Below are 25476 nucleotides of genomic sequence, written 5' to 3'. Positions count from 1 at the left end.
CCATTATGACTTCAGGTGATTCCTCGCGTTCTACCGTTTTGAAAAATCGTGGCGATTCAAAAAATTACACCCGCGGCGGGCGCATCCGCACAGGCGTGGGGATTGCCGTGGCCTTTTTGGTTGTGGAATGGGCCGTGCAGTTGGTCAACTACGTGCTTTTTAATGGCAACTTGGCCAACTACGGCATCCACCCGTTGGATTTCAACGGTATCTGGGGCATCTTTACGGCGCCGTTGCTGCACGCGAACTTTGAGCATCTCATCGGCAATTCGGTGCCGGGCGCTATCTTTTGCTTCCTCATTGGTCTTTCTGGCAGGAAAGCCTGGTGGGAGGTCACGATCATCACGGTGCTGATTGCCGGCATTGGCACTTGGCTCCTCGGCGGGCCTGGTACCTCGCACATCGGTGCTTCTTCTTTGGTTTATGGCTGGCTGAGCTATCTCATCGTGCGTGGCTTGTTTAACCGTTCTTTCGTCCAAACGGCATTGGGCGTATTTCTCGGTTTTGCTTATTCGGGCTTGGTGTGGGGCGTGCTGCCGGTCTATGAGGGAGTCTCGTGGCAAGGGCACCTCTTCGGCGCGATCGGTGGTATTGCTGCGGGTATGATCATCACTTCCGACGACCCAGTAAAGGTGGCGAAGAAGTAAATGGCTTCCGCTGCATCCCCGATCGGTATTTTCGATTCCGGCGTGGGCGGACTCACGGTTGCGCGAACGATCATTGAGCAGCTGCCCAACGAGTCCATCATCTACATTGGAGATACTGCGCATTCGCCGTACGGCCCGCGTCCCATCGCTGAGGTGCGCGAGCTATCTACCGCCATTGCAGATGAACTCGTAGAACGCGGCTGCAAGATGATCGTCATCGCTTGCAATACCGCCACGGCGGCCTTCTTGCACGATGCTCGCGAGCGCTATGACATCCCGGTTGTTGAGGTCATCCGCCCGGCAGTCCGACGCGCCATCGCTACTACGCGCAATGGCAAAATCGGCGTTATCGGTACTGAGGGCACCGTGAACTCTGGTGCCTATCAAGACCTTTTCGCTGTCAACCCACACGTCGAGGCGCATGCGGTGGCGTGTCCGGACTTTGTAGGTTTTGTAGAACGGGGGATTACTGCCGGCCGCCAGATCCTCGGCGTCGCTGAGGGCTACCTCGCACCGCTGCAGTCCGCGGGCGTCGACACCCTGGTGCTCGGCTGCACACATTACCCACTGCTCACTGGCGTCATCCAGTTGGCTATGGGTGAGTCCGTCACCCTCGTTTCCTCTGCAGAAGAAACGGCCAAGGACGTGATGCGTATCCTTACTGAAACCGACATGCTGGCGCCGGAAGACGCCACTCCGATCCGTAAATTCGAATCAACCGGTGACCCAGAGACCTTTTCGCGTTTGGCTTCCCGCTTCTTAGGCCCGCAATTGTGACCTACCGCGCGTGACACGGTTTCACGTCTTTTTCACCCCAATCCCAGCAATCGGGAAGGTTTCGTGGAACTATTGGACACATGAAGCTGACGATTCTTGGCTGTTCCGGCTCCGTCCCAGTCCCGGGAAACGCCGCCTCTGGGTATCTGGTGTCCTTTCCTGATGCGCCATCAATCGTGATGGATATGGGTCCTGGAACTTTGGCGCGCCTACAAGAAGCCCAAGACCCCTGCAATGCGCATGTCGCATTTAGCCATCTTCACGCCGACCACTGCATGGACTTTCCCTCGTTGATGGTCTGGCGTCGCTTCCATCCCACGGCGCCTGCGCCTTCGCGCAATTTTTGCCTTGGGCCGTCATATACGCCACAGCATTTGGGTCGTCTTTCCTCCGACGAGGTCGATGGCGTCGACGATATGTCGGATACCTTCGCCTTTTCCCCGTGGATAGACCGTGAAAGTCAGCTCATCGATGACGTCTATATGACACCCTTTAAGGTGATCCACCCAGTGGAGACGTATTCGCTGCGCATGGAGCATGCGAAGACCGGTAAGACCATTACTTACTCCGGCGATACCTGCCCGACCCCCGCGCTTGTCGATGCTGCCCGCGACGCCGACCTCTTCCTCTGCGAGGCCGCATGGGGCGCGACGTCGGAAGGCAAGGCCCCTAACATGCATATGTCGGGCGCGGAGGCTGGCCGCGTGGCGCGGGAGGCGGGCGTCGCTAAGCTGGTGCTCGTCCACCTCCAGCCATGGGGAGATAGTTCAGAAACCCTGCGTGCAGCGCAGGCGGAGTTCGACGGTGAGATCGTCTTGGGCGCGCCGGGCATGGAGTTCGAGCTCTAGTACCCTTGGGTGCATGACTGATTTTTCTCGTGCTGATGGTCGCGCGCTAGACCAAATGCGTAGCGTGCGTATTACCCGTAACTTCACCACCAACCCGGCAGGTTCCGTGCTCGTCGAGTTTGGCAACACCCGCGTGATGTGTACCGCCTCCGTGGAGTTTGGCGTGCCGCGCTTTAAGAAGGACTCCGGCGAGGGCTGGTTGACCGCTGAGTACTCGATGCTGCCGGCAGCCACGCACGACCGCATGCCTCGCGAGTCCATGAAGGGCAAAGTCAAGGGCCGTACTCACGAGATTTCCCGCTTGGTCGGGCGCTCTCTGCGCGCTGCCGTGGACCTTTCCGAGCTGGGCGAGAACACCATCCAGCTCGACTGCGACGTTCTGCAGGCAGACGGCGGTACCCGCACGGCTTCGATTACCGGTGCGTACGTGGCCTTGGCAGATGCTATCGAGTACCTGAAGTCCGAGGGCGTCGTGCCCGGCGAGCCGCTGCTGGACCCAATCGCCGCGGTATCCGTGGGCATCATCGATGGCGAGATTTGCCTCGACCTGCCTTATGAAGAAGATTCCCGCGCGGAGGTCGACCTGAACGTGGTGATGCAGGAAGGCGGCGACTTCGTGGAGATTCAGGGCACCGGCGAGCACGGCTTGTTCGGCCGCGCTGAGCTGAACTCCATGCTGGATGTGGCCCAGAAGGGCTGCACCGAGCTGATTGCTGCGCAGAAGGCTGCTTTGGGATGGTAAAGCTTCTCGTCGCATCGAATAATAAGAAGAAACTTGGCGAGCTCGAACGCATCCTCGCAGACGCGGGAATCGAAGGCGTCGAGTTGCTACCGCTTTCCGCTGTGCCGGCGTATGACGAACCGGTGGAGGACGGACGCACGTTTGCCGATAACGCACTGATTAAGGCCCGTGCTGGCGTTGCCAATACTGGTATCGCCACGATTGCGGATGACTCGGGTATCGCCGTCGAAGAGCTCAATGGAATGCCGGGCGTGCTCTCCGCGCGCTGGTCTGGTCAGCACGGCGATGACCAAGCCAACAACGAGCTGCTTCTCGCACAGATGGCTGATGTTCCCGACGAACGACGCCAAGCCGCCTTCGTCTCCGTGTGCGCATTGGTCACGCCAGACGGCGCGGAACACGTAGCTGAGGGCCGGTGGCCAGGAATGCTGCTGCGCGCACCAAAGGGCGAGAATGGCTTCGGCTATGACCCGCTTTTCCAGCCGGAGGGCGAGCAGCGCTCCTCGGCACAAATGAGCCCGGAGGAAAAGAACGCGGTTTCCCACCGCGGGCGTGCGCTGGCGCAGCTTACTAGCGTCATCGCCAAGCTGGCGTAGCTTTACCCCGGATACACTTGAGGCCCAGCAGATGCTGGGCCTTCTGCTTCTGGACTAAAGCTGGAATTGCTCGGTGACTTCGCGGCGTCGCTTGTATTCCATCCAGAAAGATAGGAAAGGCACAACGCCGGCTAGGGCAGTGGTGATGAGCTTGCCTGCTGGCCACAGCGCACGCGGGCCGAGGATGAGAATCGAAAGCAAGTAAATCATGTAAGCCACGCCGTGGGCCTGGGCAATGTAGAGGCCCCAGTGCGGAATCTCCACGCCGACGATGTACTCGAGAACCATGCGCGCAACCAAGAGAAGTAGGAAGATACCGGTCACGGTTGCGGCGATGGAAAAGAACTTGAGTGGGCCGCGGATGCGGGCCTTACGGTCTGGGTGAACTTGGTTAGTCATGGCCCTACTTTCTAATTCTGGTCGTCGCCACGCCTGCGGCGCTGTTGGTTTAAGGCGTTAAAAGTTTCTACGTCCATCTGCGGGCGCTGCGGCAAGAAGTCCTCATCGATCTTAGTGACTTCGCCTTGCTCGGACTTTGCTTGGTGCTGGTAATCCGTGACACCCATTTCGGCGGCTTCGTTCTCTGCCTCGATGCGCTCATTTTCATAACCTAGGGCGGCCTTATACGCATAGACCACAAAGACAGCGAAGAGCGGCCATTGGAAGGCATAGCCTAAATTTTGGAAGGTGCCGGAGCCGGAGCGGAAGCGCGTCCACTGCCAGTAGGCGAGCAATAAAAAGAGCACCACGAAAAACGCGATGAGGACGATATGCCACCATCGCACTTTCAGCTTTTGCCGCTTTGGCGCTTTGTTATTACTCACCCGTAACAGCCTACTCAACACAAACAAAAAACTGGATTCGGGTGCGCCAGTTTTAGCGTGGGCGTAGAAAACATGTAAACTACTTTCGTTGCAAGCGCCCGTGGCGGAATTGGCAGACGCGCTAGATTTAGGTTCTAGTGTCTTATGACGTGAGAGTTCAAGTCTCTCCGGGCGCACGCTTAGCCTCCGTGTCACACGGAGGCTTTTTGCCGTTCAGGGCTTATTTCTTAGCACCATGAACATTTCACGTGAAGGTAATACTTTCGCAACCTAAGTTTCTTAGGCTCTTGAGGTCCCCTCGGAATCTCATACGGAGAAAATTCATGGTCCTCTCGCATCGTAAAATCGGCATTCTTGTTATCTCTTCGCTGTGCGCAAGCAGCCTCGTTGCCCCACATGCGCTGGCGCAGTCTGCTTCGGAAGGCTCACGCTTTACACTCGGCGTGCTTCCCGATACGCAGTTCTACTCTCGCTATTCCACCCCTGAGACTGGCAACCTCGCGCAGGAGCGCTACGGAAGTGAGCCTTATCGGGCGCAAACCGAATGGCTTGCGGAAAACAAAGACGCCCTAAATATGCAGTTTGCTACTCACTTGGGCGATGTCGTGGACCAGTCTGATGTGGAAGGGGAGTGGAAGGTCGCCGACGAGGCGATGCGTACGCTCGACCAGTCGGATCTTAACTACTCCATCCTTCCTGGCAATCACGACCTGACCGGCGATGCTTCCTACCAGCCTTTCAACCAGTGGTTTGGGGCTGACCGCGCCAAGGAGGCCAACTCGACGTTCCAGGAACGCTTCACTGGGGTCGATTCTGATTCCGAGTACCACATTTTTGAAGCCGAAGGCCAAGAGTATTTGGTCTTGGCCCTTGCATGGCGCGCCAACAACGAGGTGCTGGATTGGGCGCAGCAGGCTATCGATGAACACCCTGACCTTCCGGTAATCCTGACTACCCATGAGGTCTTGAACATTGATGGCTCCGGTGAGGTTTTCTATTCAGACGATTATGGCAAGCACTTGTGGGACGATTTCATCAGTAAAAACGACCAGATTTTCCTCACCATGGGTGGTCATCACCATGGCGCAGGCTACCGAGTGGACAAGAACGACTACGGACACGATGTTGTAGCTATCTTGCAGGATTATCAGATGGCCTATCAGGGCGGAAACGGCCTTTTGGGCGTCCTTGAGTTTGATCTCACCGGCAACGAACTCGAGATGGCAGCGCTTTCGCCATGGGTCGCGCAGAAGCCCCAGGAAGAACTCACGCAATTCGATGAGCTGATTTTGGAGGGCAAGGGCGATAGTTACAAGATTCCGTTCAATTTCGCGGAACGCTTCGCTGATTTTGACCCGCAGTTCCAGGTCGGTGATGAAAACAATGGCGATTTGGCGCAGGAGGCGCGCGATATCGTGTCTGCCGGTTATCGGCCATACGAAATTAAGGCCGATGAGCTTCCGCAGGGTCCGGATGACTTTGTGAAAAATGACAACACTGTCTTCCATTGGCGTCCAGGTGAGGCAAAGGACAAGGAAGGTGCAGCGCTTAACGACGGCGCACCTGCCGGCGCTGGCACCATCATTCCGGATATTGCGGGTGAGGGTGACTTGCATCGTGAAGGTGGCGTCGTTGGCGCAGACCGGGTGACGTATAGCTCGGACCATCACCCATTGTCGTCGGATAGCGGCTCGCTTTATTGGGCTGACCCGGCCGGCAAACCTACGACTGCGGAGTTTAAGTCGGCCAAGGATGCAGCTATTAATCGCTTTGATTCCGATTCGGGCTATACCTTTGAGTCTTTTGTGAAGCTGCCGGAGGACTTTGATGGCGAAAAGCATGGCTGGGGCAGTGCGATTTCGCGGGATTCGCAGATTTCCAAGTTGGTACCGGGCTCGACGGATACTGATCCCACCGTGATGTTCGGTGTGTCGAACCTGCGGGAGTTGCGCTGGTGGGCAGAGCCGGAAGAAGGAAGCGGCTCGACTGTGTGGTCGCACGAGGTGCCGAAGGACGAGTGGATGCACATTGCTGTGGTCAACGACCCAGAAAAGGACACCGTGGAGATGTTCATCAACGGTGCGCCGATTTTGCGTAATGCCAAGGGAACGGAGGGGCTGTTGCCGCGTGACCTGCAGTGGGTAATGGGCGCAGGCCGCGGAGAAGGCCACCCACAAGACCCGTGGTACGGCTGGATCGGCGAGACCCGTCTGAGCAGCGGCGTGCTGGATAAGGAACAGTGGCTAACTGCTCGGGATCATGATGCTGGTGCATCTACTACCGGGTCGGCTTCGGGATCGGCTTCGGGATCGGCAGCCGGGTCTTCCACTGGCTCTACGGCGGGCCTGTCGAGCGGGGCGTCGAGTAGCGGCGGCGTCCTAGCCGCGGTGTTGGTGGGCCTTTTGGCGGTAGTCGGTGGAGGCTTTGCGCTGGCGAATTTCTTGAGCCGAACACTGGGAATTCCGCTGCCACGCTTGCCTTTCTAAAGCTTGCGAAAATCGCGATCGGAAGTGGAAACAATCGGGCGCAGAATGTGATTTTGTGCCCGATTTATCCTGTTACTGAAGTAAATAAACGCTATGTGCATTAAGAATCTGAGCTGGTGTTTAGCTATAGAAATTCGCAACAATGGTTTTCTTCCGATCGGCAGGTAATTCGGAAATTGCTGATAAAAAAGCTATCAATGCGTTGTGGGGAAGCTTACGATCGGGGGCAATTTACCCCCGATCTAAACGGTATGTCCGTCTTTTATGAAATTGATGACCTGCGCGGGCATCGAATAAACACGGATGTGCTCTGTTACACAATTGCTCAAGTAGGAGGGTGCAGTCACGGCTCCTAAAATTGGAGACAAGAGGCGCTCGTCGCTTAAGGGTGAGACCAAAGTTTCCGCTAGGAAACGTACGGAACACAGTGACAGGAAACAGCGGCAAGGCGCCCCGAATCACTTGAATGAAATGTGTCAAACAAGAAGGGAGTCACAATCGTGACCACCGCAACGCAACCGCTGCAGTTTGAAGCCTGGAAAGGATTCGAGCCTGGTCCATGGACTGAAGGCATCAACGTCCGGGACTTCATCCAGCGCAACTACACTCCGTACGATGGAGACGCTTCCTTCCTCGCGGGCCCAACCGAAAAGACCCAGCGCACGTGGGACACCCTCGAAAAGGACTACCTGTCAGTAGAGCGCCAAAAGCGCATTTTCGATGTCGACACCCACACCCCAACCGACATCGATGCTTTCCCGGCCGGCTACATCTCTGAGGATGACGACGTCATCGTCGGCCTGCAGACCGACACTCCGCTCAAGCGTGCCATGATGCCAAACGGCGGCTGGCGCATGGTTGAGCAGGCCATCCGTGAGGCAGGCAAGGAGCCGGAGGAAGACATCAAGAAGATCTTCACCCGCTACCGCAAGACCCACAACGACGCCGTCTTCGATATCTACACCCCACGTATTCGTGCGGCTCGATCATCACACATCATCACCGGTCTGCCTGACGCATACGGTCGCGGCCGCATCATCGGTGACTACCGCCGCGTGGCTCTCTACGGTGTCGACTACCTGATTGCCGAGAAGGACGCTAAGAAGCATGAGGTCGGCGAGCTCGGATTCAGCGAACACTGGGCACGCTACCGCGAGGAGCATGCAGAGCAGATCAAGGCTCTGAAGAAGCTCAAGGCCATGGCTCAGTCCTACGGCTTCGACATCTCCGGTCCTGCAAAGACTGCTCACGAAGCTGTTCAGTGGACCTACTTCGGCTACTTGGCTTCCATCAAGTCCCAGGACGGCGCCGCAATGTCCATCGGCCGCCTGTCTGCATTCTTCGACTGCTACTTCGAGCGCGACCTCGCAGCCGGTATCATCACCGAAGAGGACGCACAGGAAATCATCGACCATCTCGTTCTGAAGCTGCGCATCGTTCGCTTCCTGCGCACCGAGGACTACGACCAGATCTTCTCCGGCGACCCATACTGGGCAACTTGGTCTGACGCTGGTTTCGGCAATGACGGCCGCCACATGGTCACCAAGACCTCCTTCCGTCTGCTGCAGACCCTGGTCAACCTTGGCCCGTCACCAGAGCCAAACATCACCATTTTCTGGGACCCAGCACTGCCAGAGGGCTACAAGAAGTTCTGTGCTCACATCTCGATCACCACTTCTTCCATTCAGTACGAGTCTGATAGGCAGATTCGTGAGCAGTGGGGCGACGACGCAGCGATTGCTTGCTGTGTTTCCCCGATGGAAGTTGGCAAGCAGATGCAGTTCTTCGGCGCTCGCGTCAACGCTGCAAAGGCCCTGCTCTACGCCATCAACGGCGGCCGCGACGAGGTCACCGGCAAGCAGGTTGTTGAGGGCTACGACGCTATCCAGGGCGACGGCCCGCTCGACTTCGACGAGGTTTGGAAGAAGTACGAGGAGATGCTCGACTGGGTAGTCGGCACCTACGTCGAGGCTCTGAACATCATCCACTACTGCCACGATAGGTACGCTTACGAGGCAGTCGAGATGGCGCTGCACGATTCCAACATCGTTCGCTCCATGGGCTGCGGCATCGCTGGCCTGTCCATCGTGGCTGACTCCCTGTCCGCCATCAAGTACGCCAAGGTGTACCCGGTCCGTGACGAGTCCGGCCTCATCGTTGACTACAAGACCGAGGGCGACTTCCCGTTCTACGGCAACGATGATGACCGCGCCGACGACATCGCCGCAACCATCGTCCACACCGTGATGGATAAGATTAAGGCCATCCCGATGTACCGCAACGCAATTCCAACCCAGTCCGTTCTGACCATTACCTCCAACGTGGTCTACGGCAAGGCAACCGGTGCTTTCCCATCCGGCCACAAGGCAGGCACCCCGTTCGCGCCGGGCGCAAACCCAGAGAACGGCGCTGACAGCCACGGCATGGTCGCTTCCATGCTGTCGGTGGGCAAGCTGGACTACAAGGATGCGTTGGACGGCATCTCGCTGACCAACACCATCACCCCGTCTGGTCTCGGCCGCACTCCGGAGGAGCGCATCGACAACCTGGTGGGCGTGCTGGACGCAGGCTTCATCATGGAGTCCGAGTAAGCCACCCCGGCAATCAAGTTTCCCCCATTCAACCTCAACTCACTTCAAGGAGTATCACCATGGCAACCCCAACTTTCGACGAGCGCTTGGCAGACATGAAGGCTAACCGCGACGAGCACCAGATGAACGCGGGCCTGTACCACGCAAACATCAACGTTCTGGACAAGGCAACCCTCGAGGACGCTGTCGAGCACCCAGAGAAGTACCCGAACCTGACCGTCCGTGTTTCTGGCTACGCAGTTAACTTCGTCAAGCTGACCAAGGAGCAGCAGCTCGACGTTATCTCCCGTACCTTCCACCAGGGTTCATAAAAAATGGCTGATGGCATTACTGGAGTCGTGCACCTCGACCCCCAAGCGGGCGAGAAGGTGCGCGGTGCGGCCGCCGGCCTAGGTACCGATAACTCCCTCGACGAGATCAAGCGCCCGGAGCTCATGGAGGCACGCCGTACTGGCGATATCGCCTTGGTGCACTCCTGGGAGCTGGTGACCTCCGTCGATGGTCCAGGTACCCGCATGACGATGTTCATGTCCGGTTGCCCACTGCGCTGTCAGTATTGCCACAACCCAGACACCATGGAGATGAAGGTGGGCACCCTCGAGCGCATCGAGGACGTCGTCAAGCGCATCAAGCGCTACAAGCCCATCTTCAAGACTTCCGGTGGCGGTCTGACCATCTCAGGTGGCGAGCCGTTGTTCCAGATTGCGTTCACGCGCCGCGTGCTCAAGGAAGTCCACGATGCGGGTATCCATACCACCATCGATACCTCGGGCTTTTTGGGTACGCGCCTGCGGGACGAAGACCTGGAAAACATCGATCTTGTGCTTCTCGACGTCAAGTCTGGCGACGAAGAAACCTACAAAAAGGTCACTCGCCGCGAGCTGCAGCCAACCATCGATTTCGGTGACCGGCTGTCGGCGATGGGTAAGCCGGTGTGGATCCGCTTCGTGGTGGTTCCAGGCCTGACGGATTCCCCGGAAAATGTGCGAAACGTCGCCAAGATCGTGGGGCGTTGGAGCAACAACGTTGAGCGTATCGAGGTGCTTCCGTTCCACAACATGGGTGCTGATAAGTGGCATGAACTGGGCTATCCGTACACCCTTGAGGATACGAAGCCGCCAAAGCCGGAGGATATCGAAGCAATTCGTGACGTCTTCCGCGACAAGGGCTTCACCGTTTACTAAACGAGTGTTCCCTGAATAAGAAAAGTTTTTAGCGCTGTGCCGTTTGGTACAGCGCTAAACTTTTATCCATGACTCGCCGTTTCGGATATCCAGTAAAAGAGCACACACTTTCCGTCCCTTGGGACTACAACGACCCGCAACAGGGCACGTTTGAGCTCTATGCCCGCGAAATCGGTGACCCGGATAAGCCCGCCATTCTCTATAACCAGGGCGGGCCAGGCTTCCCAGCCCCGCGTCCACTGGGGCCGACGGGCGTTATTGGGAAGGGCTTGGAGCGGTTTCGCTGGATCTTGATGGACCAGCGTGGCACGGGGCGCAGCTATCGCATTGATGAGCTTTCCGACGCCGCCGACTTAAGCGTCGATCGCCTTAAACTACTGCGCCAGGACAACATCGTGCGCGATGCGGAGCGGCTGCGTGAGTACCTTGGCATCGACAAGTGGTCTTTGTTCGGCCAGTCCTTTGGCGGATTCTGCATCACGAGCTATGTCTCCTTGTTCCCCGAGTCAGTGGACAAGGCCTTCCTGACCGGCGGCCTACCGACCTTGGACAAGGGCGCAGACGATCTTTACCGTTCCACGTTCACCAAGCTCAAAGTGCGCCAACAGCGCTTCTTCGACTACGTACCTTTCGCGCAGCAGCGCATCGCGGAAATCATCGATCACCTGGACAACTCGCAGGAGGTTTTGCCTACTGGGGAGCGCTTGAGCTCGCTTCGCTTCCGCACCATCGGCATCGAGCTGGGCCGCGGCTCCGGATTCGATTCCCTGGGCTACCTGCTTGAGGAGCCTTTCCGCACCGTGGGTGGGGAGAAGCACTTGCGCTCCGATTTCCTCCACGAGGTTGGTGCTCGCGTGAGCTTCCAGGGTGGGCCATTGTATGCGGCCATCCACGAATCCATTTATGGCAGTGTGGGCGGCCAGCACGTCACGGGCTGGGCGGCGCACCGCGTGCGCGAGGAGTTCCCGGAGTTTGCCGAGTCAGGCACGTGGCTGAAAGGCGAGCACATCTTCCCGTGGCAGTTCGATGAGGATCCGGCGCTGCATGCGTTCAAGGATTCGGCAGAAGCGTTGGCGCAGTTTGAGTGGGATGCTGCGCCTTACGACGCCGCGGTATTGGGCAACGCTGAGGTGCAGGCCGCCGCAGCTGTCTATCTGGATGACATCTTCGTGCCCTTCGAAGAGGCGATGCAGACCGCTAGCGCCTACCGTGACCTGCGCCCAATGGTGACTAACAAGTTCCAACACAACGGAATCAGCCACGACGGCGAGGGCATTCTGGGCGACCTTTTCCACTTGGTTGATGACCACTAGAACGTCCGTTTGCGTCGGCCGGCCCCGGTCGGTCGTCGATCAGTTCCTGCGCTTGGCGGTGTCGGCACGACGCTGCATAGAGTGGAAGACGGAAAGCAGACGGCGGACTTGGCGCTCGCTGCATAGCCCCTTGTCTTATTCGGTAGCAGTTTCATTAAGTTTCTTCTTTTCTACTCGCGCACTTATTCAAGGTGTGGAAAGGTGAGGAGTAAATCAAGAATTGAATGAGGAATTGAACGAGAGGAAGAACCAATGATCGGAATGATTGTTGTTGGCGTTGTTCTGCTGGCGATTGTTTTGACCATTTTTGATGGTTATTTCATTGTCCGCACGCGAGAGGCGGCCATCGTGGAGCGCCTAGGCAAGTTCGTCACCGTGGCGCACGCTGGCCTGCACTTCAAGCTGCCGTGGGTTGATCGCGTGCGCGACAAGATCAGCCTGCAGGTGCGCCAGCTCGATGTCATGGTGGAGACCAAGACCAAGGACAACGTCTTCGTTCAGATTCCGGTCGCCGTTCAATACGAGGTTGTTCAAGGCCGCGAGCGCGAGGCCTACTACATGCTCTCCAACCACGAACAGCAGATCGTGGCCTACGTGCAGGATAACGTTCGTTCCTCGGTTGCCAATATGGACTTGGATGATTCCTTCTCATCCAAGGACACCATCGCGCAGAACGTCGCAATTTCTTTGCGCGATAACATGGCTGCATATGGCTGGCACTTCGTAAACACCCTGGTTACCGATATTCGTCCGGATACCCGCGTGCGCGAGTCGATGAATTCCATTAACGCTGCGCAGCGTGAGCGCGAGGCGGCTATCGCACAGGCTGAGGCGGAGAAGATTCGCGTGGTTAAAGAAGCCGAGGGCGCCGCTGAGGCAAAGAAGCTGCAGGGTCGCGGTGTGGCTGAGCAGCGTAAGGAAATTGTCGAGGGTATCGCGCAGCAGTACGAGATGCTGCGTGCGGCTGGCGTTCAGGAAAACCCAGAGACCCTGATGCTGGTTTCCCAGTACCTGGACGCGATGGTCGACGTCGCCGACCGTTCTCACACTAACGTCCTTTACATGCCGTCCAACCCAGGCGGCATGCAGGATCTCTTCGGCGGCATGCGCGACGTACTGCTGTCGACTCAGGCTATTAACAACGAAGCCTCTGGTGGGCTCGACCGCGAGCAGCGCGAGCGCTTGGAGCAGCTGCGTGCGCAGAAGGCGCAGCGCGCGCAGCAGGCGGCGCGCGAGGCGCAGCAGCAAGCCCAACAGAGCGCGCAAGCTATTGAGCAGCCGCCGTACTCCGGCGGTGCACCACAGAGCAATACACCGCAGACGGCACGCCAGTATTTCGACGAGCTGCGTGACCAGCTCAAGGGCGATAACTAGGGCGATTACTAAAACAAAAAGCTGGCTCCACTCAATGACTCATTGTCAACGAGTGGAGCCAGCTTTGTTTGCGGCTGAGGCTTTACTCGGTGTAGCCGATGTCTTCGACCTCGAGTACAGCGAAGGAAGCAGCACCGAAGTTAGCTAGCTTCGGGCTGGTAGCGACCATGGCCGGGCCGTTGTAGATAGGCATGATGCCATAGGTGGACAGAGCCTCACGCTCCAGCTCGTTGCCCTTCTTGATCTGCTCGTCAGGATCTGCGATCTTGGCCAGCTCTTCGATCTTCTTATCCATCTCCGGGGTACCGGTGCCGGACTTGTTCAGCTCGGAGTCGGAGCGGTAGACCTGACCAAAGTACGCGATGCCGAATGGATCGCCGGCGGTGAACCCCATCGGGAAGATATCGAAATCCTTCTTGGTGGCGATCTCCGAGAAGTCGGAGGAAGGACGCTCTTCGACCTTCAGATCGATTCCGATGTCCTTGAGCATCTTCTGCGTTGCGGTGGCCATTGCTTTGCTAATGACGCTGTCACCTAGCAGGGTATAGCGCAGCGAGAGCTTCTTGCCGCTCTTCTCGCGGATTCCGTCGGCTCCTTCCTTCCAGCCGGCTTCTTCCAGCAGCGACTTGGCCTTTTCGGCGTCGAACTTCACGACGGCACCAACGTTGTCCTCGTAGCCCTTCTGGGTCTGATAGAGGTTGAGGGAGCCCGGCAGCTCTTCCTTGTAACCGTTGAGACCGTTGAAGCGAATGGCTGCCAACTGGGAGCGATCGATGCCGGTCAACACTGCCTCGCGGACCTTGATGTCCTTCAGCATCTCGTTGCCAGAGTTCAAAACAATCAGGGAGTTAGAAGGCATCATTGCGGTGCGGATCTCAATGTCATTCATGTCCTTAACCGCAGCTAGGCGATCCTTATTGCCCACGCCGGTGGCGTCGATTTCGCCTGCCTTGAAGGCATTGATGGAAGCTTGGTCTTCCATCTGGCGGTAGGTGACTTTGTCCAGGAATGGCTTGTCACCCCACCACTTTTCGTTTGGCACGAAGGAAACCGTGCCACCGACGAAGTCGACGTTGTCGACCTTGAACGGGCCAGCACCCCACTCTGGGCGCAGCTTGCCCAGGTATGCCTTGTTGAACTTCTCTGCGGAGTCGACCTGCGGAGGAAGCAAGAAGTTGAACAGGCCCTGCCACCATGGGTATGCATGCTTGTAGGTGACCACAGCTTGCTTGTCGGTCTTGCCCTTGGTCACAGATTCGATGAGCTCGTAACCTTCGGTGCTGGAGACATTGAGGGACTCGTCCTCGCCGTTGTTGTACTTCCAGGTGTGCTCGAAGGACTTCCAGTCAATCGGCGTGCCGTCGTTGTACTGGGCCTTGTCATGGATGGTGTAGGTGATGACGGTCTTGCCGTCCTTCTCCTCTTCTTTGATGTCGGTGATGTAGTCGTTGTTGGGGTGGAACTCACCGGAGCCGTCGAAAAGCCCGATTTGCGGGTTGTAGTACTTCCACACATCGCTGGTATACCGGGTGCCGTCAGCCTGGAATGGGTTTTCCTGCTGGGAAATCTCATCCAGTGCCAGGCGAAGTTCGCCGCCTTCCTTCAGCTCGGAGCGGTCCTTTGGGTTGTAGGAACCGTTGAGCTTGACGTCGATGGCTTCGCCCGAGGAGCCTGAATCGCTGCTAGAGCAGCCGGAGATGACGAGAGCGGAGGCAGTGATGACCGCCAAAGTAGCATTACGGAGCTTAAGGTTCATGGTTCGAATCTTCCTTGTGAGAGGGGGAGGAATTACAAAGAGATGAAATATTAAGTTTTAGGTCGAGCGTGGGGTTTCTAGGAGGCATGTTCCTCGTAGATCACCCGCTTGCGGTTGCGTTCCACGGCAGGATCCGGGATAGGGATAGCGGACAGCAGCGCCTTGGTATATGCGTGCTGCGGGTTATCGAAGACCTCGTCGGTGGCGCCGTATTCCACGAAGTCGCCCTTGTACATGACGGCGACTTTGTCGGAAAGATTGCGCACCACGGATAGGTCGTGAGCTACGAAGACCAGGGAGATGCCCAGGCGGTTCTTCAGGTCATGCAGCAGATTGATGATGCCGGCCTGGATGGACACGTCCAGAGCAGAAACAGGCTCGTCGAGGACGATGATTGACGGGCTTGTAGCCAGTGCGCGGGCCAGGCCGATGCGCTGACGCTGACCGCCAGAGAAGTGCCCCGGGAAGCGGTCTACTTGATGAGATTCCAAGCCGACGAGCTTCATTAGCTCGCTCACACGCTTGCCGACGTCGCCTTCGTAACCCAACGATTCCAGTGGTTCCGCGATGATCTCGCGGATTGTCATGCGCGGGTTCAGCGAGCTCATTGGGTCCTGGAAGACGATCTGGATGTCTTTACGCAGGCTGCGGCGAGCTGAGCTGCTAAGACCGGAGGTGTCGGTGCCGTTAACAACGATGGTGGAACCCTTAGGTGGGTTAAGATCCATGATTTCCAGCAGGGTGGTGGTCTTGCCGGAACCGGATTCGCCCACGATGGCGAAGCACTCGCCCTGGTGCACTGTGAAGCTGATGTTGTTGACCGCATGCACGGTGCCCACGCGACGCTTGAGGATGGCGCCCTTGATGAGCGGGAATTCCTTGACGAGGTTTTCTACCTCTAGGGTCACGGGGCGCTCGTCATACGGGGTATCGCCTAGGGCATCGGGGGAAATCTGTGGCAGCGGGTACATTCGCTCGCCACCGATGCTGCCCTGATTGATCTCATCGGAACGCAGGCAAGCAGCGGCGTGCTGCGGGGCGTCGTCAAGCGCGCGCAATTCAGGCTCCTGCTTCCAGCAGCCTTCCTGTGCCACGGGGCAGCGGGCAGCAAACGAGCATTCCGGCACAATCTCGATTAGGCGCGGCGGGGTGCCGTTGATGGGCACCAGCGGCTCGTCGCTTGACTTGTCCACGCGCGGGGTAGAACCGAGTAGTCCCACTGTGTAAGGCATCTTGGGGTTGGTAAAGATGGTGTCTACGTCGCCATATTCGACGGCGCGGCCAGCGTACATTACGAGGACATCGTCAGCAGTGCCCGCCACAACGCCCATGTCGTGGGTAATCATGATGACCGCTGCTCCGGTTTCGCGTTGGGCGACCTTGAGCACCTCAAGAATCTGCGCTTGGATGGTGACGTCGAGAGCGGTGGTTGGCTCGTCGGCGATGATGACTTTGGGGTTGTTGGCCATCGCGATAGCGATGACCACGCGCTGGCGCATACCGCCGGAGAATTCATGCGGGAAGGACTTGATGCGCTTTTCAGGCTCAGGGATACCCACCAAATCCAGAAGGCGGATGGCCTCTTGCTCGGCTTCCTTATCCGATAGTGAGCGGTGAATCTGGATGGCTTCCTTGAGCTGGTCACCGATGGAAAAGACGGGAGTCAGCGAAGAGAGTGGATCCTGGAAAATCATGGCGATGTCTTGGCCACGGATTTCGGACATCTTTTTGTCGGACATTCCGATGAGCTCAGTACCCTTGAATTTTACGGAGCCTTCCACCTTGGCGTATTCAGGCAGCAAGCCCATCACCGCCATGGAGGTCACAGATTTGCCGGAGCCGGACTCACCGACAATGGCGAGGGTGCGGCCAGGCAGAAGATCGAAGTTGACGCCACGCACGGCGTGGACCGAACCTGCCTCAGAAGGGAAGGTGACGGCGAGGTCGCGGACTTGCAGCAATGGGGTAGTAGGCGTTGTCATGCTCGGCCTCCGGAGTTCGAGTTGGGGTCAATGGCATCGCGCAGGCCATCCGCGATGAATGCCATGGACACAGTGAGTAGGGTCAGCACGCCCGCTGGGAAGTAGAACTGCCAAGGCGAAGATTCGACGGCGTTGGCGCCGACGGAAAGCAGCGTGCCCAAAGAGACGTCGGGAAGCTTCACGCCCAAACCCAAGAAGGACAGTGCTGTTTCTGACATGACGGTGCTCACGACGCCCAGTGCGAACTGGATGATGAGCAGCGATCCGATGTTGGGCACGATGTGGCGAACGATGGTGCGAAAGCGCGATACGCCCATGTAGTCGGCCGCTCGCACGTAGTCGTTTTCGCGCACGGACAGCGCCATCGCCCAAATAACACGGGCGGGGTACATCCAGCCAAAGGCGATGAGGACCACGATGAGCAGCTTCCAGTCGCCGCCGGAGTCTGCCACCACGAGGGCGATGAGCAGGAAGGTCGGGATGGCGAGCAAGAAGTGGATAATAGCCAGAATCGCCTTTTCGATGTGTCCGCCGTACATGGCTGCGGCCGCGCCGATGAGTGCCGAAAGGACGGTCGTGGCAATGGAGACGACCAACGCGATGATGAGCGATCGGCCCAGACCGTGCACGGTTTGGGCGAAGAGGTCGTTGCCGGAATCGGTGGTGCCAAACCAGTGCTCCGGCGAAGGCCCTGTGGCGAGGTTCAAGAAGTCAGGCTCGTCGAAAGGCCACTTGGCAACAAGGCCGCCGAAAAGAGACAGCAAGGTTAGAAGCAGGAAGATGATTGCGCCGATTAAAGCGAACTTGTTGCGGAAGAAGCGCCGCGTGTACAGCTTCAGCTTCGACGTGCCGCGGAATACCTCTTCCTTTTCGTCTCCGTCGTTGCCTGTGAATTGGCGGCGTTGGGCGTCATCGACGTCAACACCGGAAGCCAGTGCAGATTGGGCGCTTGGCTCCGAGGCCATGCTGAAGTCGGCCGTGGCGGTGTGTGGGCGAACACCGAGGTTATCCGCCGCGGAGTCGATAGCGAGGTCGTTGCGGCGATGGCGTTCTGGGTGGCGTGCCGAAGCGCGAGGAGTCGTGGACTTTTTCTCTGGGGACATTTAGCTCACCCTCACTCGTGGGTCGAGTGCTACAACGACGAGGTCAGCAAGAATTGCAGAGAATGCAATCATCACTGCGCCGAAGGCGGCGACCGCGGTGGTGCCGTTGACGTCGTTGCGGCTGATGGTTTCGATGAAGTACTGGCCCATGCCTTTCCACGCGAAGATCTGCTCGGTCATGATCGCGCCAGTGAAGATTCCAGGCACAGAGAAAGCAACTGACGTTGCCACCGGGATGATCGAGGTTCTTAGTGCGTGCTTGCGGATGGCTTGAGCACGGGTTAGCCCTTTCGCGCGGGCAGTGCGAACGTAGTCGGCATTGAGGTTGTCCAGCAGGAGAGTGCGCTGCATCATGTGGTAGCCGGCGTAGCTGATGACGACCAGGGCGATGGTGGGCAGGATGAGGTGCTGGGCGTAGTCGATCAGCTTGGGGATAAAACCAGTGGTGTCCGGAATAGCAGAGCCAGTGACGTAGACGATGCGGTGCCCAGTCACACGGTTTAGCCACAGGCCACCTGCGACCACCAAGATAGAAGCGACAACGACGTGGGTGTTCATCGTGATGATGGATATGCCCTGCCATACGCGGTCGGCAGCCTTGTACTGGCGCGCAGCGGTGTAGACGCCCAAAGCAACACCGATGACAACAGAAAGCACGGTTGCTAGGAGGAGAAGCTGGGCAGACACGAGCGCACGGTGGCCGATTTGGGCGCTGACTGGGTCTCCCAAAGGGGAGCTGCCCCAGTCCCAGTGGAACAAAATCCCACTAAACCAGTTCCACCAGCGCTCGAGGAGGGGTGTTTCTGGGTCGAGGCCCAATGGCTGGAGGATATTGGAGATTTCTTCTGGCCGAAGAGGCGGGTTACGGCCAATGTAATTGGAACGCGGATCAAGGAATGTGGCCGCGAGAAGGTAAGCGATGTTGGTCGCGAGGAAGATAACTAGCAACCAGCTAGCGGTCTTCTTCAGGATGTATTTGAACATCGGGTTTTCCGTTCGCAGAGTCGACAGTTGAGAGTTGCGTCTTTGAGTCCCTCGACACACATGGGAGAAAATGTGACTTGGCTATCAATTTCGCTGACGTTGATACTAGGAAATTGGAAAAGGGTTGGCCGCCTATTTGCCCAATTTTTTAAAGTTTGGGGGTAAAACTTATTAGCCCCGGATTGTATTTATTCCAGGGCATGGTATCGGCCGTTGCTTTGCTTGGGTGCTCACGTTTCCCGCGGCATACAGGCTTATTGTCTAAAAGGTGTGCCCTATTTTAGGGTCAAACTATGCACAAAATATGCAGATTCATGGCAGGTAGAATGTGGGGGTAGCTCAAGGGCAGGTAGCTAGCTGGCTAGCTAGGGCGTCATGTTCGGCCTGTGTTACCCACAGTCCGTAGATAGCTTTAACTTCAATGATTTTCTGCGCGTAGGTGCAGCGGTATTCCTTGCTTGGCGGCAGCCAGGTTGCTGCGTCGCCTGCGGATTTCTGCTGATTAAGTGGGCCGTCGACCGCGAGGAGGTTGCGCGGGTCGTTGGCAAAGTCGCGGCGCTTTTCTGGTGACCATTCTTGGGCGCCTTTTTGCCAGGCGTCGGCAAGCGGCACGATGTGATCAATCTGTACCAACTCGGAGGTGCCTTGCCCGCGCTGGAAGCTGATCTCAGTGTCGGAATAGGGATCGTGCAGCGTACCTGTCAGGACCACGCAGTCATGAGTGTTTTCTTTGAGCGTGATATCTACGAGGTCACGGCGCAGAATGTCGTTTCGCGTATCGCAGCCGTTGTGGCCAAATTCCACTGTGACATCGTCAGACCACGCCTGCCCGAACTGCTCACGTTCGTAGTCAGTCTTTGGCGCGCGGCCCTTAACCGGCAGAGCGTTGAGCTGTTCTGATGCTGGATTTGGTGCAGGTGTCGCAGGGGGTTCGGGTGCTGCCGAAGCTGCGTCTGAAGCTGTTGCTGGAGCCGGTGCCGTGGGGTTGTTGGGTATATTGTCCAGACTATCGTTTGCAGTGGTTGTGGGCGCAGTCGCTGAGGTGGACGAAGTCGGGGCGTCGAGAGTTGCGCCAAAGATGACGAGAGCTACGACGATGAGGTTGAGGATGCCGACTATGTAGTACGGGCGAAAAGGGGAGCGGGCTGCCATGATGGGGATGATTTTAGCGGCTAGACTGGCGCCGGTAATGAGTATCGATAGGTTCTTTGATGAATACACGCAACAGCGCGGGATTGTCCGCAGTGCGCTTGTGGTTCCGGCGAGTGCATGCGAGATTTATGCAGAGGTAGAGCCCGAAGGTCCTGCCGGGGAAGGCGTGCGCCGGGGCCAATCGCGCGTGGAACTAAAGCGTGCTGAAGAGCTAGTTTCCCAGTTCTTGGGTGATTTCTAGCCGCATTTCACAGGCGAACGCTTGGTCAACCACCTAGACGGCGAACCCTTCGCGCTGTCATTTTCAGGCCAGGGCTATGCCTGGCTTCCCAATCTGCAGGCGGAAGAGGTCCTCGAGCCACTCGCAGACGATCTCGCCGCCGCCCAGGTTGGTGTGCTTAGCCCTGGGAAAGGATAAAAACCTTTAGGACCGCGGTTTAGGGAGGGCACCCCAGCTTGTGGGGTAGCCCTCTTCTTGTGTGTCGTTCGCGCAAAACGGGGGTGAAATTCGCCGCGAAAGTGCCAGCGTGTTCCGTCTGAAACGATAAAGATGCAGGTCATGGGGTTTGAGTAGCTGCTTGCGGTGGGGCACTATGCAAGAGTGAAGTTCAACGTTAAAGCAAACAAGATTGTGGGAACTGTGGCTTTGGTAGTCGCACTTGGGGGATGTTCGGCTACTGGTGGTGCCCCGCGTGCTGACGAAGAAGGCGGCCTCGCCGGGGGAGTGGACACCGAGCGCATCGTGGTGTCGATGATCTCCCACGGCGCCCCCGGTGATACCTACTGGGACTTGGTCCGCAAGGGCGCCGAGGACGCTGCCAAGAAAGACAACATCGAGCTGCGCTACTCCTCCGACCCGCAGGCACCGAACCAGGCTAACCTCGTCCAATCCGCCATCGATTCCGGCGTCGACGGCATCGCCGTAACCATGCCGAACGCGGGCGCCATCGGCCCAGTGGCCAAGAAAGCTTCCGAGGCTGGAATTCCCACCGTCGGCCTGAACGCCGGCATGGATGAGTATCAAAAGTACGGCATGAGCGCCTTCTTTGGTCAAGAAGAAAAGGTTGCTGGCAACAAGGCGGGCGAGCGCCTGAAATCCCAGGGCGCGAAGCACACGCTGTGCGTTATCCACGAGCAAGGCAACAAGTCCCAGGAGGACCGCTGCGCGGGTCTCAAGAAGGGGCAGGGCAGCAAGGTGGAACTGCTCTACGTCAACGGTCAGGATCTCACCGCCGCGCAGTCCACGCTGAACGCGAAGCTCGCTCAGGATAAGTCCATCGATTGGGTCATGGCGCTCCAGGCGCCCGTCGCGCTTCGCGCGGTCGACGCTATTGCCGACGCCGGTGCATCCGCCAAGGTCGCCACCTTCGATACCAACGCTGAGCTTGTCGACGCCATCGCCCAAGGCGACGTCGCCTGGGCCGTGGATCAGCAGCCTTATATGCAGGGCTACCTCGCAGTTGATGCGCTGTGGCTTGCGCACCGCAATGGTTCGACCGTCGGCGGTGGACGCCCGGTCTATACCGGCCCATCCTTCGTTGACGAGAACAACGTCGACGTGATTTCTGAATCTGCGAAGGAAGGCCTGCGATGACAGTTCGGACCACGCAAGTAGCAAACACCGCGGCTAAAGATGCGGCAAAGGGTGAGGAAAATACGGCGTCGCCAAGCGCGGATGGAAGGCTGCACAAGCGCAGCCTGGGTACGAGAATCATGCGCCGCCCCGAGCTGGCCAGCGTGCTCGGCGCGCTCGTCATCTTCGCGCTGTTTATGGCAGTCGCGCCCTCGTTCCGCTCGATGGAGGCCTTCTCCACGGTGCTCTATGCCAGCTCCACGCTCGGCATCGTCGCGCTCGCCGTGGGTCTTTTGATGATTGGTAACGAGTTTGACTTATCGTCCGGCGTTGCCGTAACCACTGCGGCGCTGGTGGCCACCATGCTCAACTACAACCTGCACCTAAACTCCTGGGTAGGCGCGGGGCTCTCGCTGCTGGTCGCGCTTTCCATCGGTGCCTTAAATGGCCTGCTTGTGGTGCACACGAAGATTGATTCCTTCCTTATCACTCTCGCTGCTTTCCTAATGTTGCAAGGCTTAAACCTCGCAGTGACGAAGCTGATTACCGGCCAGGTTGCCACCCCGTCCATTGCGGATATGGAGGGCTTTCCCACAGCGCAGACCATATTCGCCGGGACCATCCACATCGGTACACTCAGCATTCGTGCCACCGTCTTGTGGTGGATTTTCTTCGTGGCGCTGGCCTCCTTCGTGCTGTACAAGACCCGCTTTGGTAACTGGGTCTTTGCCGTCGGCGGCGATGCAGAAGCAGCGCGCGCGGTAGGCGTTCCGGTGCGCCGCGTGAAGGTGATTTTGTTTATGCTCGTCGGCTTCGCCGCATGGTTCGTCGGCATGCATACCCTCTTTGCCTTTGACTCCATCCAGGCGGGCCAAGGCATTGGTAACGAGTTCCTCTACATCATCGCGGCCGTCATCGGCGGCTGCTCCATGACTGGCGGGCGCGGTACGGCCGTGGGCACCGCTATTGGTGCAGTCATTTTCGGCATGACCAACCAAGGCATCGTGTATGCCGGCTGGAACCCGGACTGGTTCAAGTTCTTCCTCGGCGCCATGTTGCTGTTTGCGGTGCTGACCAATAGTTCCGTGGCTAATTTCAACAAGCGAAAGTAGGGCAGACCATCATGACTACTACAGCTATTGAGCTGCGTGAGATTGAGCAAACATTCGGCAACTTTCAGGCGCTGCGCGGGATTTCCATGAAACTGGTCCCTGGCACGGTCACGTGCGTGCTGGGCGATAACGGCGCCGGCAAGTCCACGCTGATAAAAATTTTGTCCGGCCTGAACACTCCAACAGGCGGGCAGCTGCTTGTCGACGACGCGCCCACCACCTTCTCTAACCCCCGCGACGCGTTGGACGCGGGCATTGCCACCGTTTATCAAGACTTGGCACTCGTGCCGCAGCTTTCGGTTTGGCGTAACTTCTTCTTAGGCCAAGAGCTCACGGGCCGTTTCGGCGGCCTGCAGGAGAATAAGATGCGCGCCATCGCCCGCGAGCAGCTGGCGCAGATGGGCGTGGAGCTGCCCGACATCGACGTCGAGTTGGAGGCGCTTTCCGGCGGGCAGCGCCAGGTGGTCGCGATTGCCCGCGCCATCTACTTCGGCGCGCGCTACATCGTGCTGGACGAGCCGACTGCGGCACTAGGCGTCAAGCAATCCGGCATGGTGCTGCGCTTTATCGCGGCGGCCAAGCAGCGCGGCATGGGCGTGGTCTTTATTACCCACAACCCGCAGCACGCTTACCTGGTGGGAGATCGCTTCGTGGTCTTGAACCTTGGCGAGGTGGCACTGAACGCTGACAAGGCCGACGCGAGCGTCGAAGAGCTGACGAAGTGGATGGCCGGTGGCGCAGAGATGGAAACCCTCAAGGCGGAGTTGGCCAGCTAGAATAAGCGGCCATGAGCCAAGCAACCTTCGCCGTGGGCACGGACCTCGTTTGTATCTCCGAGTTTGCCCAGCAGCTGGAGCTGCCAGGCACTCGCTTCGAGGGCGTCTTTAGCCCCACGGAGTTGCGCGTGGCAGCGACGAAGCCGAGTCCACAGCGCCGCGCTGAGCATTTGGCCGGACGCTGGGCGGCAAAGGAAGCCTTCATCAAAGCGTGGTCGCAGGCCCTCTATGGGCGCCCGCCGGTGCTTGCGGAAGATGAGGTGCGTTGGGCAGAAATTGAGGTCCAGCCCGATGCCTGGGGCAGGGTAGCTATCTCGCTTAAAGGCGCAATCCGCGAGCGCGCCGCAGCCAGCCTGGGCCAGTTTTTCACCTCGCTGAGCATTAGCCACGATGGTGATTACGCCACCGCGACGGTGCTGCTGCGGTTTGTTCCAGCTGGTTAGCTCGTCGCTACAGCAAAGAGATAGGCGATGAGCATGCGCTTGATTTCGCGCACGACGTCATCAAAGCTCTCTGGCTCCCCCGAAGCCGCGTAATTGAGCATGGAGACCACCGTGTGCACCAAGAAACCGGAAAGTTCGATGCGTTCGTCATAGCTCATCTGCTGGGCAAGCGGCTCCAAGATATCCGCCAAGGGCTTGAGCATCTGCAGCTCGGTATCGGCGGCGGTAGCGCGGGTGGCAGGGGTGGACTGCACCGCATGCCAGACTGCCCGGCGCGAAGGATCCTCACGCCACATGCGGGCCAGATGGTCGATGAACTCGTCCAAGAAATCCGGCCACTGCAGGGCCGGGACATGCTCGGAGAAGCGGCGGATTTCCTCCAGGTTGCCCGCGGTATCTTGGCGGTCTAGTTCGCAGATGAGCACGTATTTATTGGCGAAGAACTGATACAGCGTGCCGATGGGAACCTCGGCGCGCCGGGAGACTTCGTCGAAGGTGAAGGACTCAAAGCCGACGTCGACAAGCACGCTTCGCGCAGCCTTGAGGATTCGATTGAACTTCTCGCGGCTGCGTGCTTGGGCGGGGCGCCGGCGGGGAACCAGCAGCTCTGTGTCCTGCTTAGTGCTCATCTGTTTGTTTAGGAAAGACCCTTCATCACGCGAGCCACGTGGCCGGTGGCCTTGACGTTGTAGAGTGCCTGGACGATGGTGCCATCGGCCTCGACCAAGAAGGTGGAGCGGATAACGCCCTGGACTACCTTGCCGTAGTTCTTCTTCTCACCAAATGCGCCGTATGCGCTCATGACCTTTTTGTCAGGATCTGAAAGCAGCGGGAAGTTCAGCTCGTGGTCTGCGCGGAACTTGGCCAAGGCCTCCGGCTTATCAGGGGAGATGCCAACGACGGCAATGTCTAGACCATTGAGCTGCTCGAAAGCATCCCGGAAGTCACAAGCCTCCTTGGTACAACCCGGGGTATTAGCGCGCGGGTAGAAGTACACAAGCACGCGCTTTCCTGCGTAATCGCTAAGGCTGACGGAGTTGCCTTCGTCATCGCTCAAAGTAAAGGTGGGGGCAGTATCTCCGATTTCCAAACGCTTTGCTTCAGTCATGCCCTCAACCATACCGTGCACACCGGCGGGCAAACACTGTAGACTTATTCTTTGATTGACTCGGTGGAAGCTGAGCCATTAACGCCATAAATGCGAAAACAAATT

General features: G+C 58.1%; 26 protein-coding genes and 1 tRNA gene. 18 read left to right on the top strand and 9 right to left on the bottom strand.

The features are described 5' to 3' along the window. Positions 1 to 5: 5 nt before the first annotated feature. The 5 genes from HMPREF2935_RS06380 (at position 6) to rdgB (ending at position 3610) form a co-directional block, all read left to right on the top strand. A complete protein-coding gene (locus HMPREF2935_RS06380; protein WP_070732439.1) occupies positions 6 to 647 on the top strand; it encodes a rhomboid family intramembrane serine protease in 642 nt (213 codons plus the stop codon). Next, positions 648 to 1424 carry a glutamate racemase gene (gene murI, locus HMPREF2935_RS06375; RefSeq protein WP_061924398.1) on the top strand — a complete coding sequence of 259 codons (777 nt, stop codon included), beginning with the start codon at positions 648 to 650 and terminating at the stop codon, positions 1422 to 1424. An 80-nt stretch (positions 1425 to 1504) separates the two neighbouring features. Further along, the gene (locus HMPREF2935_RS06370; RefSeq protein ID WP_061924395.1) at positions 1505 to 2272 is read left to right on the top strand and encodes an MBL fold metallo-hydrolase; all 768 of its coding nucleotides are present in this window, start codon (positions 1505 to 1507) and stop codon (positions 2270 to 2272) included. A gap of 13 nt (positions 2273 to 2285) precedes the next feature. Further along, positions 2286 to 3014 carry a ribonuclease PH gene (rph, locus tag HMPREF2935_RS06365; protein ID WP_061924392.1) on the top strand — a complete coding sequence of 243 codons (729 nt, stop codon included), beginning with the start codon at positions 2286 to 2288 and terminating at the stop codon, positions 3012 to 3014. Continuing rightward, complete coding sequence (rdgB, locus tag HMPREF2935_RS06360) at positions 3008 to 3610, top strand: RdgB/HAM1 family non-canonical purine NTP pyrophosphatase (RefSeq protein WP_061924389.1); 603 nt, start codon at positions 3008 to 3010, stop codon at positions 3608 to 3610. Before rph ends, rdgB begins: the two co-directional genes overlap by 7 nt. Before the next feature lie 54 nt (positions 3611 to 3664). On the opposite strand, the gene HMPREF2935_RS06355 is transcribed toward rdgB, so the two are convergent. Both HMPREF2935_RS06355 and HMPREF2935_RS06350 read right to left on the bottom strand, forming a co-directional pair. After that, positions 3665 to 4009 carry a DUF3817 domain-containing protein gene (locus tag HMPREF2935_RS06355; RefSeq protein WP_070432971.1) on the bottom strand — a complete coding sequence of 115 codons (345 nt, stop codon included), beginning with the start codon at positions 4007 to 4009 and terminating at the stop codon, positions 3665 to 3667. Positions 4010 to 4020: 11 nt separating this feature from the next. Then, positions 4021 to 4434: a hypothetical protein gene (locus tag HMPREF2935_RS06350; protein ID WP_070432972.1), complete on the bottom strand. Its 414-nt coding sequence runs from the start codon at positions 4432 to 4434 to the stop codon at positions 4021 to 4023. Between the two features lie 94 nt (positions 4435 to 4528). Between HMPREF2935_RS06350 and HMPREF2935_RS06345 the strand changes: the two genes are divergently transcribed. The 7 genes from HMPREF2935_RS06345 to HMPREF2935_RS06315 all read left to right on the top strand — a co-directional run bounded on the left by HMPREF2935_RS06345 (position 4529) and on the right by HMPREF2935_RS06315 (position 13382). After that, positions 4529 to 4610, top strand: a tRNA-Leu gene (locus HMPREF2935_RS06345). Positions 4611 to 4757: 147 nt separating this feature from the next. After that, positions 4758 to 6920, top strand: coding sequence for a LamG-like jellyroll fold domain-containing protein (locus HMPREF2935_RS06340; RefSeq protein ID WP_070732436.1), 2163 nt, complete (start codon positions 4758 to 4760; stop codon positions 6918 to 6920). A 500-nt stretch (positions 6921 to 7420) separates the two neighbouring features. Further along, complete coding sequence (gene pflB, locus HMPREF2935_RS06335; protein WP_062043470.1) at positions 7421 to 9511, top strand: formate C-acetyltransferase; 2091 nt, start codon at positions 7421 to 7423, stop codon at positions 9509 to 9511. Positions 9512 to 9570: 59 nt separating this feature from the next. Then, the gene (gene grcA2 / locus HMPREF2935_RS06330; RefSeq protein ID WP_061924374.1) at positions 9571 to 9822 is read left to right on the top strand and encodes an autonomous glycyl radical cofactor GrcA2; all 252 of its coding nucleotides are present in this window, start codon (positions 9571 to 9573) and stop codon (positions 9820 to 9822) included. Positions 9823 to 9825: 3 nt separating this feature from the next. After that, positions 9826 to 10695, top strand: coding sequence for a pyruvate formate-lyase-activating protein (pflA, locus tag HMPREF2935_RS06325; protein ID WP_061924371.1), 870 nt, complete (start codon positions 9826 to 9828; stop codon positions 10693 to 10695). A 68-nt stretch (positions 10696 to 10763) separates the two neighbouring features. Further along, positions 10764 to 12008 (top strand): alpha/beta fold hydrolase, encoded by a 1245-nt coding sequence (locus HMPREF2935_RS06320; RefSeq protein ID WP_070732434.1) that lies wholly within the window; start codon positions 10764 to 10766, stop codon positions 12006 to 12008. 252 nt (positions 12009 to 12260) lie between these two features. After that, positions 12261 to 13382 (top strand): SPFH domain-containing protein, encoded by a 1122-nt coding sequence (locus HMPREF2935_RS06315; RefSeq protein ID WP_061924365.1) that lies wholly within the window; start codon positions 12261 to 12263, stop codon positions 13380 to 13382. 82 nt (positions 13383 to 13464) lie between these two features. On the opposite strand, the gene HMPREF2935_RS06310 is transcribed toward HMPREF2935_RS06315, so the two are convergent. The 5 genes from HMPREF2935_RS06310 to HMPREF2935_RS06290 form a co-directional block, all read right to left on the bottom strand. Continuing rightward, complete coding sequence (locus tag HMPREF2935_RS06310; protein ID WP_061924361.1) at positions 13465 to 15138, bottom strand: ABC transporter family substrate-binding protein; 1674 nt, start codon at positions 15136 to 15138, stop codon at positions 13465 to 13467. 77 nt (positions 15139 to 15215) lie between these two features. Then, positions 15216 to 17120, bottom strand: a complete 1905-nt coding sequence (locus tag HMPREF2935_RS06305; RefSeq protein ID WP_061924358.1) for an ABC transporter ATP-binding protein — start codon at positions 17118 to 17120, stop codon at positions 15216 to 15218. Further along, positions 17117 to 18223, bottom strand: coding sequence for an ABC transporter permease (locus tag HMPREF2935_RS06300; protein ID WP_061924355.1), 1107 nt, complete (start codon positions 18221 to 18223; stop codon positions 17117 to 17119). The genes HMPREF2935_RS06305 and HMPREF2935_RS06300 overlap by 4 nt, the downstream gene beginning before the upstream one ends. After that, a complete protein-coding gene (locus HMPREF2935_RS06295; protein WP_061924351.1) occupies positions 18224 to 19207 on the bottom strand; it encodes an ABC transporter permease in 984 nt (327 codons plus the stop codon). Between the two features lie 339 nt (positions 19208 to 19546). Continuing rightward, a complete protein-coding gene (locus HMPREF2935_RS06290; RefSeq protein ID WP_061924348.1) occupies positions 19547 to 20359 on the bottom strand; it encodes an HNH endonuclease family protein in 813 nt (270 codons plus the stop codon). A gap of 37 nt (positions 20360 to 20396) precedes the next feature. Here HMPREF2935_RS06290 and HMPREF2935_RS06285 point away from each other — a divergent pair, with 37 nt between their 5' ends. The 6 genes from HMPREF2935_RS06285 (at position 20397) to HMPREF2935_RS06265 (ending at position 24263) form a co-directional block, all read left to right on the top strand. Next, on the top strand, positions 20397 to 20600 hold the full coding sequence (locus tag HMPREF2935_RS06285; RefSeq protein WP_141741026.1) for a hypothetical protein: 204 nt from the start codon (positions 20397 to 20399) through the stop codon (positions 20598 to 20600). A gap of 21 nt (positions 20601 to 20621) precedes the next feature. After that, on the top strand, positions 20622 to 20777 hold the full coding sequence (locus HMPREF2935_RS13195) for a hypothetical protein (protein WP_158510293.1): 156 nt from the start codon (positions 20622 to 20624) through the stop codon (positions 20775 to 20777). A 183-nt stretch (positions 20778 to 20960) separates the two neighbouring features. Next, positions 20961 to 21953, top strand: a complete 993-nt coding sequence (locus HMPREF2935_RS06280; RefSeq protein ID WP_061924340.1) for a substrate-binding domain-containing protein — start codon at positions 20961 to 20963, stop codon at positions 21951 to 21953. A 119-nt stretch (positions 21954 to 22072) separates the two neighbouring features. Then, entirely contained in the window at positions 22073 to 23044 is a 972-nt protein-coding gene (locus HMPREF2935_RS06275) for an ABC transporter permease (protein ID WP_201040752.1), read from the top strand. An 11-nt stretch (positions 23045 to 23055) separates the two neighbouring features. Further along, positions 23056 to 23820: an ATP-binding cassette domain-containing protein gene (locus HMPREF2935_RS06270; RefSeq protein WP_061924336.1), complete on the top strand. Its 765-nt coding sequence runs from the start codon at positions 23056 to 23058 to the stop codon at positions 23818 to 23820. Between the two features lie 11 nt (positions 23821 to 23831). Next, the gene (locus HMPREF2935_RS06265) at positions 23832 to 24263 is read left to right on the top strand and encodes a holo-ACP synthase AcpS (protein WP_070732432.1); all 432 of its coding nucleotides are present in this window, start codon (positions 23832 to 23834) and stop codon (positions 24261 to 24263) included. Here the strand turns inward: HMPREF2935_RS06265 and HMPREF2935_RS06260 are convergent. Further along, positions 24260 to 24892, bottom strand: a complete 633-nt coding sequence (locus tag HMPREF2935_RS06260; RefSeq protein ID WP_061924329.1) for a TetR/AcrR family transcriptional regulator — start codon at positions 24890 to 24892, stop codon at positions 24260 to 24262. The genes HMPREF2935_RS06265 and HMPREF2935_RS06260 overlap by 4 nt on opposite strands. Positions 24893 to 24900: 8 nt before the next feature. Continuing rightward, a complete protein-coding gene (gene bcp / locus HMPREF2935_RS06255; RefSeq protein WP_061924446.1) occupies positions 24901 to 25371 on the bottom strand; it encodes a thioredoxin-dependent thiol peroxidase in 471 nt (156 codons plus the stop codon). Positions 25372 to 25476: the final 105 nt, after the last annotated feature.

The sequence above is a fragment of the Corynebacterium sp. HMSC076D02 genome (genome assembly GCF_001813815.1).
GTDB classification, from domain to species: domain Bacteria; phylum Actinomycetota; class Actinomycetes; order Mycobacteriales; family Mycobacteriaceae; genus Corynebacterium; species Corynebacterium simulans.
Note: the sequence above shows the minus strand (reverse complement) of the source record. Positions and strands in the feature narration are given on the sequence as shown.